This window comes from Rhodanobacter koreensis, assembly GCF_054782855.1.
In genome coordinates this window covers 225,648-239,428 of sequence record NZ_BAAGRR010000001.1, presented here as the reverse complement: position 1 = coordinate 239,428, position 13,781 = coordinate 225,648, and the positions used below count along the sequence as shown (strand labels likewise).

General features: G+C 64.6%; 6 protein-coding genes. All 6 read right to left on the bottom strand.

What is annotated here, in order from left to right; translation table 11 throughout:
• Positions 1-30: 30 nt before the first annotated feature.
• Complete coding sequence (locus ACYVKM_RS01060; protein ID WP_460875135.1) at positions 31-2,103, bottom strand: M13 family metallopeptidase; 2,073 nt, start codon at positions 2,101-2,103, stop codon at positions 31-33.
• A gap of 200 nt (positions 2,104-2,303) precedes the next feature.
• Positions 2,304-4,067, bottom strand: coding sequence for a DUF3300 domain-containing protein (locus ACYVKM_RS01055; RefSeq protein WP_460875134.1), 1,764 nt, complete (start codon positions 4,065-4,067; stop codon positions 2,304-2,306).
• A gap of 157 nt (positions 4,068-4,224) precedes the next feature.
• Positions 4,225-8,022, bottom strand: a complete 3,798-nt coding sequence (locus ACYVKM_RS01050; RefSeq protein ID WP_460875133.1) for a translocation/assembly module TamB domain-containing protein — start codon at positions 8,020-8,022, stop codon at positions 4,225-4,227.
• Positions 8,023-8,024: 2 nt separating this feature from the next.
• On the bottom strand, positions 8,025-9,812 hold the full coding sequence (locus ACYVKM_RS01045; protein ID WP_460875132.1) for an autotransporter assembly complex protein TamA: 1,788 nt from the start codon (positions 9,810-9,812) through the stop codon (positions 8,025-8,027).
• Between the two features lie 120 nt (positions 9,813-9,932).
• Complete coding sequence (locus ACYVKM_RS01040; protein ID WP_460875131.1) at positions 9,933-10,814, bottom strand: methyltransferase domain-containing protein; 882 nt, start codon at positions 10,812-10,814, stop codon at positions 9,933-9,935.
• 76 nt (positions 10,815-10,890) lie between these two features.
• Positions 10,891-13,491, bottom strand: a complete 2,601-nt coding sequence (locus tag ACYVKM_RS01035) for a glycosyltransferase family 2 protein (RefSeq protein ID WP_460875130.1) — start codon at positions 13,489-13,491, stop codon at positions 10,891-10,893.
• Positions 13,492-13,781 lie beyond the last annotated feature (290 nt).

Genomic DNA, 13,781 nt, shown 5'->3' with positions numbered 1-13,781 from the left:
GGCCCTTTTGTTTCTACGTCCTGGCGAGTATTACCAGATCTTCACCCGCTCCTTCGGATCGAGATACAACTTCTCGCCGGGCTTCACGTCGAACGCGGGATACCAGGCGTCGAGGTTGCGCACGGTCTGTGCGCGGAAGTCGGCGGGGGCATGTACGTCGGTGTTGAGGCGCTGGCGAAGCGCGTCGTCGCGGATCTTCGAGCGCCAGGCCTGGCCGAAGGCAAGGAAGAAGCGCTGGTCGCCACTGAGGCCGTCGATCACCGGTGCCGGCTTGCCGTCGAGCGACTTGTGATAGGCGAGATACGCGATGGTCAGGCCGGACACGTCGGCGATGTCTTCGCCCAGGGTCTGCTCGCCGCTGACGTGCAGGCCGGGCAGGGCTTCGTACTGGTCGAACTGCTTTGCCAGTTGTGCGGTCGCGGCCTTGAAGTGGTCGAGGTCGGCCGGTGTCCACCAGTTCTCAAGCTTGCCCTGCGCATCGAACTCGGCGCCGGTGTTGTCGAAGCTGTGGCTGATCTCGTGGCCGATGATGGCGCCGATGGCACCGTAGTTGGCGGCAGCGTCCGCCTTCGGATCGAAGAACGGCGGCTGCAGGATCGCGGCGGGGAAGTTCAGCGCGTTCTGCAGCGGCAGGTTCACCGCGTTGACGGTCTGCGGCGTCATCCACCATTCGCCGCGATCGACCGGCTGGCCCAGCTTGGCCAGCTGGTGGGCGTACTCGAACCGCTCGGCGCGCAGGTGGTTGCCGAGCGCGTCGTCGGGGCGGACCTCGAGTGAAGCGTAGTCGCGCCAGGTTTCCGGGTAGCCGACGCCGACGCGCAGCGTGACCAGCTTGGCCTTCGCCTTCTGCCGGGTGGCCGGCGTCATCCAGCTCAAGGTGTCGATGCGGTCGTTGAAGGCGGCGATCAGGTTCTTCACCAGCTGTTGCACTGCGGCCTTGGACGAGGCCGGGAAGTAATGCTTGACGTAGAGCTGGCCCACCGCGTCGCCGAGATCGACATTGGTGGCGCCCACGGCGCGCTTCCAGCGCGGCTGCTGCGCCGGCGTACCCTGCAGGGTACGGCCGTGGAAATCGAAGCTGAGGTCGGCATAGGCCTGGGGCAGCAAGCTGGCGCTGTGGTCGAGCGTGTGGAAGATCAGCAGATCCTTCCATGCCTGCAACGGCTCGCTGGCGGTCAGCGCGGACAGGCCGGTGATGGCGGCCGGTTGCCAGGCGTCGATCTGCGGTTGGCCGTCGAGGCCGGCAGCCTTGAAGTAGGCAGGCCAGTCGAGGCCCGGTGCTTTCTGCGCGAAGTCGGCCGTCCGCCAGAGGTTGTTCGCCTTGTGCACGTCCTGGCTGTCGATCAGGCTGGTTTGTGCCCTGGCGATCTTCGTCTCGAGGTCGAGGATGATCGCAGCCCTGGCTTCCGCGTCGACGATGCCGGCCTGCTTCAGCATGGCGGCAACATAGGTCTGGTATTTCGCGCGGAACGCTGCCATGTGCGGGTCGTTCGACAGGTAGTAGTCGCGACTGGGCATGCCCAGTCCACCCTGCAACAGGTAGGCGGTATTGCGCGAGGGATCTTCCAGTCCCTGTGCCACGAACAGGCCGAACAGGTTTTCGGTGTGGAAGTTGGTGGCATTGATCGGGTCGACGTCGGCACGCAGGCGGCTGCCCAGCACGCGGGCGAGATCCTGGCGCGAGGCGATTGCGTCGATCTGCGCCAGTTCCCGCTTGAGCGGGGCAAGGCCGTGCTTCTCGATCGTGGCGGTGTCCATCCAGGCGGCGTAGTAGTCCGCGATCTTGCGCGTGCTGGTGCCGGCAGCGGGATGGCTGGTGCCGGCGTTGCGGATCAGTTCGGCGGTGTCCTTTTCGGCCTGCTCGAACACCTTGAGGAAGGTGCCGGTGCTGGAGCGGTCAGCGGGGATCTGCGCGGTTTTCAGCCAGCCGCCGTTGGCGTAGCGGAAGAAGTCGTCGCCCGGCTTCACGCCATGGTCGATGCCGGCCAGATCAATTCCGGACGGGTGATTCCCGGTTTGTTGCGCCGTTGGCACGGGCGAGGCCGCCCATGCGCTTGAACCGCACAGCACGGCGGCAGTCAGGATCCAACGGACGTGTCGCATGGCTTCTATCCCGGCAGGAGTCAGACGCCCACGATAGTCCGCCACCTCGGGTTTGTGCGCATGACTTATGGGCTAGCGGCTGGCGGTGATCGCCGGATGCAGCAGGCAGCGACGTTTCCGGGGATACGCCGTTGCATCGCCGGTGCATGTTCATCAACGTGCCTGCGCCATTGCCGGTGGCGCAGGCACGTTTGAGTTTGTCAGGAGTGACCGTTCTGGTTGTTCTTGTCGTCCTGCTTACGCTTCTGTTCGTTGGTTCGTGCAGGGGGGGCCGGATGATGCTCGGCATTGGGATGTTGCTGTGCCGGAGCCGGACGAGGCGCCGGAGCCTGCCGCGGCGCCGGAGCCTGCCGAGGCGGTGCGGCTTCACGCGGTGCGGGAGCCGGACGTGGTGCCGGAGCCTGTCGGGGTGGTGCTGCTTCACGGGGTGCCGGAGCTGGGCGAGGTGCCGGAGCTTGCCGGGGCGGTGCGGCTTCACGGGGCGCCGGAGCTGCATGAGGTGCCGTTGCCGGGTGCGGCGCAAAGCGTGGAGCTGCTGCAGGCTGCGTCGCCGGACCGGTGTGTTGCGGCATCGGCCTGACAGCTTCCTGTTGCGCCGGTCGTGCAGCGGGCATCGGACGCACTTCATGGTTCGGCTCGGTGGCCGGCGCATGAGCCGGCGGGGTGCGCGGGATGCCGGCGCGAGGTGGCATCTGAACCGGTCGCGCTGTGTTGTTCGGCAACGGACCAGCTTTCTGTGCGGCGGTCACTCGCTGCTGGGGTGTCTTGTCGAAATGCGGCATCGACATGGCACCCCGCGGCGTTGCTGGCGGATTTCCGTTTGCGGCCGGATGCGGGAATGCATTGGCGGCTCGATTGCCCGTGTCGCGGTTCTGCACGACCTGATTGCGGCTGTTGTTGACGTTGTTGATCGTCGTGCGACTGTTGTTGATGTTGTTGGTGGTATAGCGATTGATCACGGTGCTGGAGCGCGATACGTAGGTCGTGTTGTTGTGGATGACCGCCGGCCGCTGCCCGCCACCGCCTGCACCACGGCCACCCCAGTTCATGCCCCAGCTGTGCCAGCCACCGCCAGGCGGCGGAGGTGGATTGCTGTAGCCGCCGCCGTCACGGTGATGGTTTTCCAGCAACGACCCGATCAGGATGCCGGCACCAAAGGTAATCGCACCGGCGGTCACGATTTCGCCGGTACTGTAGCCGCTCGGCTGATAGCTGTAGCTCGGGTAGACCGGTACATCACCACCGTAGACGGTCTGCGGGTCGTAACTCGGCACGTATACCGTGTCCTGTTGTGCCGGCATGATTTCGATGGTCTGTGGAGGCGCCTCCACCACGGCGGGGCCGTCGTAATAGGCAGGCTGCTGTCCGTCATCTGCATATGACGTGTTGTCGCTGACTACCGCTGGCTGGGTCTGCACGACCTGCTGCGCGGTGCTGCGCAGATTGCCCTTCTGGGATGCACGCTGGCGCATCACCTGGATGGCATTCATCACATCGGTCGGGTCGTTGACGTAGGCCTCGCCCAGGGCGCTGGTCCACTGGAGATTCTTGGCCATCTGATCCAGCACGGATGGAAAGGTGGTCAATGCCTTGACGCTTGCATCCCATGGCTGCGGGTTGACCTGTGCCTGCAGCGCGTCGGCTTTCAGGCCCGGATTCTGCGCCAGGAAATTGTCGGCGGCGGTGATCTGGTCCGGATACGTCGACCCGGCCAGCACCTGGGCGACCAGGTTGTCGGGAAACAAGGCAATCGGCGCTACCAGTTGATACAGCTGATCGGCTGTGGGCGGTGTGTACGACGCAGACTGTGCTGCAGCGGCAGTCTGCGGGGATGCCGGTGCGGCAGAAGCCGAACCGGCGGGATTCTGCGTGGGTGCGGGTGATTGGTTGCAACCGGACAGGACCACGAAACCTGCGCATAGCAGGGTGTACATCGCATTTCTGGCAAGCGGCTTGCGGATCACGGGACGACCTCAAGGCGGAAAGGGGAAGCTGCTGGGTATCCGTTCTGCCATCCCTGCGGGAATTCGCAGAATCATCTGTCAACACTCGACGGTTCGAGTGGAATCACGACGTTGAATGGATTATCAGGGCAGGGTTTGAACGGTTGCTGTCGCGCGATCATTTCTCGAGCCGGTAGTTCAGGCTGGCGCGGGTGAAATCGGTGGCGTTCTGCGCCTCGAAGTTCCAGCGATGGCTGAGTCGGTAGCGCAGGGTGATGACTTCGCCCGGCTCGAACAGGCCGACGCCGTAGCTGAGATATAGTCGTGGCGACAGATACTTGCCCACGGTGAAGGCAGAACTGCCGCCGAGCGCCTCGTTGCTGGACACGCCGATATCGTCCACGCCGATTTTCGAGCCGATGCCCTTGGCCAGCAGGTCGCCAGCGGCCGAGCCGAGTGCCTGTGCAGCGGCGCCGACCATGTCGCCTTCGCCACCCTTCACCTGTGACAGCGGTTTGCCGGTGACCAGGTAGGACAACGCGTCGGACTGCTCCATCACCGGATTGGAGAAAACGGTGAGGATCGGTCGTTGCGCCGTGCCGGCGATCAGCAGGCCGACCTCCTGGCCTTCGTCGATGGTGGCGGTGGGATTGAGCTTGCGCACGGCGCGGATATTCAGGCCCGGGTTGTCGATCGGCGTGCTGGCGAACAGCAGCTGGCCGCGCTGGATCTGCAACTGCTGGCCATAGGCTTTGTAGGTGCCGTCCACCGCGATCTGGCCCTGGCCTGTGGTGACGCGGCCGGGACGTTCGACGACCGTGAGCACGCCACTGAGCCGGCCATCCAGGCCCATGCCGACCAGGTGCGTCTTGCGTCCGAGATCCACCTTGACCTGCGCACTGACCGGGATCCGGCTGGCGGCCTGTTCCTGCTGCTTCTCGTCGATCACGACCACATCGGGCGAAGCCTTGGTGCCGCCTGCACCGGGCAGCTTGTCCACATTCACGTCGGCGCTGTCGAGCATCACGCTGCCGCCGATGGCCATGCCGCCGGCATCCTGCCTCACGGTCAGGTCGGGCGAGATCACCACTTTGGCAGCGGGAATGTCCGCGGCGGTGAACTGGCTGCCCTTGAGCGTGATCGCGGTAGATGCGCCTGCACCCAGTCCGGCGCTGCCATTGATCGCGACCGTACCCTTGCCGGATTGCACGCTGCCGTCGACACGGAACTGCTGCGCATCCGTGGTACTGACCACCAGACGGCCCTGGCTGAGCTTGAGGCCGGCCGTGGGGATTTCCGCGGCGAAGTCGGCGACCGTGGCCTGGCCATGGATGGACGGCTGCTGCAACGTGCCGGCGAAGCGGAACGTGCCATCGAGGTGGCCCTTGACGTTCGCCACTTCGTTGCTCAGCAGTTCGATGAAGGCGAGGCTGTTCAGACGCATCGTCAGCTCGCCGCCCAGCGACTGCTGGGCCCCGCTCAGGGTGATCTGGCCGTCCATGCGTCCACCCTGATCGAGGCCGCCGTGCACGTCGATGCGCTGGCTGGCGGGCGTGAACTCGGCATTGAGGCTGAACTGGTCGTAGTGCAGCAAGGGAGCGTCAGGCTGGTCGGTATAGGTGATGCTGCCCCGGGCCGAGTTGAGCGAGGCGCTGCCGCTGAATGTGCCGGTCGCTGTGCGGTGGAGCTTGCCATCACCGGCCAGAACGCCGTCGGCCCGTATCGGCAACCCGGCTTCACCGGCCGCGTTCAGCAGCAGGGCCAGCGGCAGGGCGCGCAACCGGTAACCGGCGTCGAGGTTGCCGGCCTTGTCGTGCCTGGCAGTGATGCATAGCAGGGGATCGCCGGCATTCAGGCACAGCTCGGACAGGTTCATCGCGCCATGGTTGTAGCCCAGTTGCGCAGGCTGTTGCAGTCGCCAGCCGGGCATGCCCTGTGGATCGAGGTTGAGGGTGGTCAATGTCCCGTTCCAGACGTCACCCTTCAATGCACCACGCAACGCCAGCGCGAGGGAGAGCTGGCTGCCACGCGCGTCGACGTCCAGTCGATGATTGCCCTGGCTGCCTTCGGCCAGCAGGTTGATGTGCTGGAAGGTCAGCCCCTGCAGGTGCACGCCAGCCAACTTCAGGTCCAGCTTGCCGGCCGGCTGACTGATGTCCGGGACGCCGGCGATCAGGTGCAGCGTATCCGCCCGTTGCTGCTGCCAGCTCAGCGATTGCCCCAGCAGCTGGCCATTGATGCTGAGCTTCGGCATCCGTCCGCCGATGTTGAAATGGCCGTCCAGACGGCCACCGGCATTTGGCAACCAGTCGCCCAGCGATGCGATCGCCAGTTTCAGATCCGCGTTGTTGCTGCTGCCTGGCTTTGCCTCCAGTTGCACCGTGCTGCTGCCCGAATTCAGCTGAAGCTGGCCGTCGACCACATCATCCGGCGACAGGTGCAGCTTCCCCTTGCCGCCGATGGCTCGTTCGCGCAATTTGCCGACGAGTTTGCGGATCTCCAGCGTGGCGTCAGGACCTTCCGCGGGCAGCTTGCCGTTGCTGGCGATATCGAAATCGAGGCTGCCATTCCAGCCGGCAAACAACTGGCCGGGATCGAGCCGGCTGGCCTTGGCTTCGGCCTGCCAGGCCAGCATCGGTTGCAGGGTCAGTACGCCATTGGCCTGAAGGTTTCCTTGCGGCTGCTTCAACGCCAGTGTGTGCAGGGTGACTTGTCGTGGCGTGCCGTCGAGATTCAGCTCCAGCGTGGCGAGCTTGCCGGGCGGCCCGATGGCGACGCTGCCTTCGGCATGGTAATTCCCGGTGCTGCCGCTGGCCTTCAGGCCACCGTGGCTGGACAGCGCCTGGCCAGCCAGTTCGGCCGGCAGGACGAGATCGCTCCAGTGGACATCCAGTTCGGCGTCGATGGGCCTGGCATCGAGGTGTACGGTACCGCTGGCGGCGATACGGCCCCTGATCTGCGGCGAGCCGAGATCGAGCTGCTGCAGCGTGAGCGTGTCGAAGTCGCGGCTGACAGACGCGCGCAACGGTTGCAGCAGCAGTTGATAGTCGTTGAGGTCGAGTCGGCCATCGATCGTGCCGCCGTAGCGATCGCCGTGGCCCTGCACGGCGATCGCCAGCCCCGTGAGCGAGCTGTCGCCGAGCAGCGGCTTCGGATCGAAACGCGGCACGTCCAGGATGGCTGTCCAGGCATAGTCATTGACCTGGCTCAGATCCAGCTGCAGTCGTGCGGTGGTCGGCGCGGCGAGTTCGAGATCGGCATGAGCTTTCCTGCCGTCACCATGCGTGACAAGGCTGCCAGCATAGTCGGCATCGCCGACCTTCCACGCGAAGCTGGCATGGCCGTTGCCCTGGTAACGCTGGCCAATGCCCAGGGTGCCGGTGAGATCGACGTGGCCGTCCGGCGCCTGCAGGGCGAGTTGCCGGAGTGTGATGCCGCGATGGGTCCAGTCACCGGCGAGGTCGAGCCGGTCGGAGGCGAACAGCAGTTGACCGCCCTGCGTCAGCTTCACCTTGCCGATGTGCACTCGATCGAACAGCAGGTCGATCGGTGGCTGCAGCGAGAAGCTGCTGGAACTCGCGGTGTTGTCCGGAGTTGATTTCGGCAACGCGATATCGATGCCGTCAGCATCCAGCGCCAGTACATGCGCGCGCCGGGCCAGCAACGGCCAGAAGCGCAGGTCCAGGTACGCCTTCGCCACCTTCACCACGGTGCCCTGGCCGTCGTCGTAGCGTACGCCGGCCAGGTCCAGCGGCCCGATCAGGCGACCATGCGCCTGCGCTACATGGAGTGCGCCATGCGTGGCGGCTTGCGCACGTGCAAGCACAAACCGCAGACCGGATGCGGTACCCAGCAGCCAGCCAGTCGCGGCCGCAAACAGCACCAGCAGCAACAGCAGCGCGATGCCGACTCGACGCAACCAGCGTCGGCGACGAGGCGGGCTGGGCGAATCTGCGGGTGTGGTCATCGTGGCCATGGCTACAGATCCGGTCCGATCACCAGGTGCAACTCGATGCCGTGCGCCTGCGAGTCGTTGATCGGCGTGCCCAGGTCGACACGGACCATGCCGACCGGAGAGCGCCAGCGCACGCCGAGGCCGGCGCCGATCTTCGGCCGGTAGTCGACGCCGCTGAATGCATTGCCGGCATCGACGAATGCCGCCATGCCCCAGTTGCGGGTGAAGTAGTGCTCGACTTCGGTACTGGCCACCAGCAGGCTCTCGCCGCCGATCACGCGGCCTTCGCTGTTGAGCGGACCAATCGTCTGGTAGCCGTAGCCGCGCACCGAGCGGTCGCCGCCGGCGAAGAAGCGCAACAGCGGTGGGAGTGCCGTGAAGTCGTCGGTCCAGGTGTGGCCCGCACTGCCGCGCAGGATCAGCCGGTCGCGCTGGTGTGCACCGAATGCGTGGATCCATTTCGCATCGGCGGTGAGCTGGCTGAAGCTGGCATCGGACAGCAGGCTGCCTGCGGTGCTGCGCGCGGTCAGGTTGACCGACCAGCCCTGGTGCACGAAGTCGAAATTGTCGGCCTGCTTGCGCGACAGCGAGGCCTCTGCGAACACTTCCGTGCTGCGTCCGTGTTCAACACCTGGCGCATTGTCGGGTTCGTTGCCTATCTTGCCGACAGTGAATGTACCGTCCAGCGCATGCACACCCAGGGTGCGCGTCCAGCCATGCCACAGCCGGGTTTCGTTGGCGACAAGCTCCAGTGTGCGCGATTGCGAGGTGTCGGTATTCGCGTCGCGGTAGTTCGCACCGAAGTTGAAACTGCGCTGGTTGTCGCCGGGCATCGGGATCGAATACAGCGTGGACACCGTCTTCAGCCGCTGCGCCAGTACCAGCTCGTTCTTCCACTTGTGCCCGCGCCGGTTCACCCAGCGTCGCTCGATGCCGCCGCGCAGGCCGAAGCCGGTATCGGTGCCGATGAACGGGCCGCCCGTATAGATCGTGCGTTTTGCAGGCGCCAGCTGCACGTTGATATCGACCACGCCCGCCTTTGCCTCGTCCACGTCCGGAAGCACGTTGACCACCGCGAAATAGTCGGCACCGTTCAGCGCCTGCTGCAGCTGCAGCAGCTGACCCTGGGAAAAATAGTCGCCGGACTTGAACGGTACATAGCGATCGAGGAAGCCGTCGTTGAACTGCGCACCCTCGAAACGCACCTTGCCGTAGCGGTAGCGCTGACCTGCCTGCCAGGCCAGCTTGATGGCGGCGCTGCGAGTGGCGCGGGTCACTTCGACCCGATGCGTGATCAGCCTGGCGTCGAGGAAGCCGTTGGCGGTGAGCTGGGCGCTCAGGGCGTCGCGGGCGGCATCGTAGCTGCCGTGGTTCAGCGGCTTGTCCTTCAGCCGCTCGATGGCGCGTTGTGCGCGGCGGATCGGGGCAATCTCGGCAGCCGTCCTGTCCAGTTGCACGTCGACCGAGGTGACCTTCACCGGCTCTCCCGGCTTCACATGCAGGGTGACCCGCCAGTCCTTGCCGACCTGCTGCAAGTCGCCGCTGATGCTGGCGTCGTAATAGCCGTACGGTTCAAGCGCGGATCTCACCTGATCGGTCGCGCGCTCGTACAGACGGCGCACCTGCGCATCGCTGACTTCGCGGGTGGCGTATTGCGACAGCTCGACGCCCGAGGTCACCGCGCCCTTCAGCGGATCGTCCACACCATCCACCACCAGCTGCACACCGGCATGGGCCAGCAGCGGAAGCAGCAGTGCAGAAGCAGCGAAAACCCGGCGAGCAAGGTTCAGGCATCGGTGGGGGCGGCGCATGTGGCGGGATCCCGTCCTCGATCGATTCAGGTCACGACAGCCTGTGCCACGGCGAGGGCTGTTACAAGCGCGAGATTAACGTGCCGGATGTTGGCAATGCATCAAGCTGCAGCGACTCGATCATTTCACCGCCCGAAACAGCAGCGGAAGCATGCACGATGCCTGGTCACCGGCCGGATCGGCCGAAGTCAGACCCTCGTCAGGGGCATGACACAGGCCGATTTCAACAAGACTGAAACCCGATTCACGCAGTAACTCGAAAAAGTCCCAGCCAAAATTGTGGAACGTATAGATGCCGCCGTGCGTCATGCCGTCGCCATGGTATTCCGGTGGTTCGAGGTGTTCGATCTGGCCGTTGTCCTGCAGGCGCCCGCGCAGTATGGAGTCGGGCCGATCCGCAAAGAACGGTGCGGTGAACAGCATCACGCCGCCCCTGCGCAGGACGCGAGAGCATTCCTGCAATGCCTGTTTCGTGTCGTAGACATGTTCGAGTACGTCGCTGTGCACGAGCAGATCGAGCGAATGTGAGGCATGGGAGAACGAGGTGATCGACTCGTGCCGTGTGCGCCGCCAGCGCCACCAGTGGGTTGACCACCAGTAATGTCTGCCGCTGACGTGGTCGTCACCGAGATATTCCGAACCGGCAAGCCAGGGCCATCGTGCATGAGCCACGCGATACAGTCTCGTGGCCTGCTCCAGCATGGCGCCGTGCAAGGGGCCGGCCAGACTGCCGATTTCCTGCTGCATCGCCAGCAGGATCAGGCGCTGGCGCGCGGTCAGCCTGCAGTGCGCACAGCGCAGACCCTCACGAAGATTGGGCCGCTCCGCGAACATGGCACCGGTGTTGACCTCGAACACGGTTTGCTTGTCGCATACCGGGCAACGACCGTTGATGAAGGTCGCTTCGGCAATGGGGATGTCCCATTGCGCAATCGCTTTCCGCATGCCCTCGGCCGCGACAGTGAAGCCCTCCCGACTCTGGAACCAGCGGATCTGCGCCATCAGGTTTTCCTTGATCCTGGATCAGTAGCGCATCTGGAGGCAGTCGATCGCTCTTGTTTCCACAGCACACGTGCCATCAGCCAGCCTTGTCGCCGGCCTTGTGCGCAATCCACGCGCCGACGACTGCCGACACATACGGAATCGACTGCGCAGCGAGGATGAACATCCACAGGGTGCCTTCGATGTAGCGGGTGCCGTAGCCCAGCGCCATGCCGACGATGCACAGCGCCAGTGCGATCGCCATCAGGCCTTCCTCGCGCACTGGCGCGAATGCGGCAAAGTTGCTGCCGCCCAGGCGCCGGCTCTTGGCGGTCACCACGAACGAGGTCTTCTCGCGGGTCAGGCCGTGCAGGATGCCGCGCGCGATCGCGTGCGACAGTCCCATGCTGGCCAGCGAGGCCATCAGCGTGTCGTACCAGCTGCACGGCACACGTGCGCGGTACAGCACGATGCCGAAGATCGCCTTGGCGAAGAAGAAGCCGATCACCGGGATCAGGAAAAGCTGCATCGGCAGGCTGAAGTACTGCGGATAGGCCACCATGCCGGCGGTCCAGAACAGTGCCATCAGGGTGAAGATCAGGTGCAGCGCATCGGCGAACCAGCTGAACCAGCCGGTGAGGAAGTGGAAGCGCTGGCCGGCGCTGAGCGGGCCGCGCTGGGTCATCCAGCTCCAGCGGCCCTTGAGGATCTGCATCGCGCCGAACGCCCAGCGGTAGCGCTGGCTCTTGTACGCCTTGAAGTCGGCCGGGGTCAGGCCCTTGCCCATCAGTTCGTCGACATAGACCAGCTCGTAGCCGGCATGCATCAGGCGCAGGCCGAGTTCGGCGTCCTCGCAGATCGTCCATTCGGACCAGCCGCCGGTGCCTTCCAGCGCGTTGCGCCGGACCATCGTCATGGTGCCGTGCTGGATGATCGCGTTGCGCTCGTTGCGATGATGCATGCCGATGCGGAAGAAGCCGTCGTATTCCCACGCGGTCATGCGGCGGAACGTGTTGTGCGCGAACTCGCGGTGTGCCTGCGGGCATTGCACCACGGCCACCTTGGGGTCGTGGAAATAGCCGGTGAGGGTGGCCAGCCAGTCGGCGCGCACCTCGTAGTCGGCATCGATCACGGCCACCACGTCGGCCTGCGGGTCGGTTTCCTTCAGGCCGAAGTTCAGCGCGCCGGCCTTGTAGCCGGGCCACGGCTCCAGATGGAAGAAGCGGAAGCGCTTGCCGAGCTTCTCGCAGTACTCCTGCACCGGCTTCCACACGGCCGGATCCTTGGTGTTGTTGTCGATCACCAGCACTTCGAAGTTGGCGTAGTCAAGCGCGGCCAGCGAATCGAGCGTGACGATCACCATTTCCGGTGGCTCGTTGTAGCAGGCCAGATGGATCGACACGAACGGCTGCTTCCCGGGCGGATCGGGCGTGAGCATGCCGGCGTGGCGGATCCACTCGCGTCGCCACAGCACCTCGGTGAACTCGAAGCCGTTGATCAGCAGGATCGCCAGGATCGCGATCTGTGCCGGGAACAGCAGCGTGAGCATGGTCCAGTCGATCCAGCTCAGGTAGAAGTTGAATGGCAGAGTGGCAGACCAGGTAATCAGGCCGCAGGCGAGCTGGATCAGGGCACAGAAGAAGAATCGGCCCATCAACTTGAAGCGGCTGAAGCGGCGCGCGAAGAAAATCATCGGGAACAGCGCCAGCAGGCTGGCGGCGATCGCCTTCCATGGCCAGGCGGTGTCCTCGGTGACCGGGCCGGTGAACGGGAATTTCAGCTGGCGATCGGCGTTGAAGACACCCCAGTAGGCGCCGGTGCGACCTTCGCCGAGGTTTTCCTTCCACGGCTGGTCGAATGCCTCGAAGAGGTAGTAGTCGATGTTCTCCGCCTTGGCCGCATTGAGCCAGTTGCGGTCGAAGATCGCCTCGTTGGACACGGACGGGTCGGCATACTCGTGGCGGTCGCCGTTGGACGGCCAGCCGATCTCGCCGACCACGATGGGCTTGTTCGGAAAGTGCTGCTGGATGTTGTGGTAGGCGCCCAGCGCGTCTCCCACCGCATAGTTGCGTGCCCGGCCGTTCCAGAACGGAAACAGATGTATGGTGATGAAGTCCACGTGCCGGGCCAGCTCGGGGTACTTCAGCCAGATGTAGTCCGGCTCGGCGATCGACACCGGCTGGTGCACGGCGGCGCGCACGCGATCCAGGTAGACCATCATCTGTTCGGGCGTGAGGTCGTTGCGGAACAGCACCTCGTTGCCGACGATGACCCGGGTGATGGTGTCGGGATACGCCCGCGCCTTGGCGATCAGCAGGTCGATCTCGCGCTCGTTGTTGTCCAGCCGCTTGTCGATCTCGGCGCCGGCCATCACTTTCAGGCCTTCCTGCTGCGCCTGTCGGTACAGCTGCGGATTCTGCTGCATCGTGTAGGTACGCACGTTGTCGGTGTAGCGGTGCAGCAGTTTCAGATCGGCGGCGACCTGGTCGTCGCTGGGGTAGTCCTGCTTGAACGGACTCTGATAACGCTGAAATACCGACAGCGAGAAGCCGCTGATCTTGCCGTGCCAGTCATCCGGACCGTGCGGCAGGTTGCCCCACCACCACAGCCCGATATTCATCGCGGCCACGACCAGCGCAAGCACCAAGGCGGTGAACAGGGGAAAACGGCTGTCGTGGTTTGCTGCGGTGGCGCTCAAAAAAATCCCCGGCGGAGCCTGCGCAACAGGCGACAAAGCTTGGGGAGCTTAACCAATGCATGCCTGTCGGCTCAACAAACATCGTGGACTGTGGTCAGCACAAGGTCAGGAGCGGCGGTGATTTTGACCGATTGACGCATATTCTCCCGGCAGCGTTGGGCATGCAGCCTGATCTCGGCGCGCCTGGCGTGGTCCTCGCGGGCCCTGCATCGGCAATGACGGCCACCGGCCATCCGGCGTCGCAGTCGAAAGACTGTTGCCGCGCCGTGAATCACACTCGCGGACTTGGC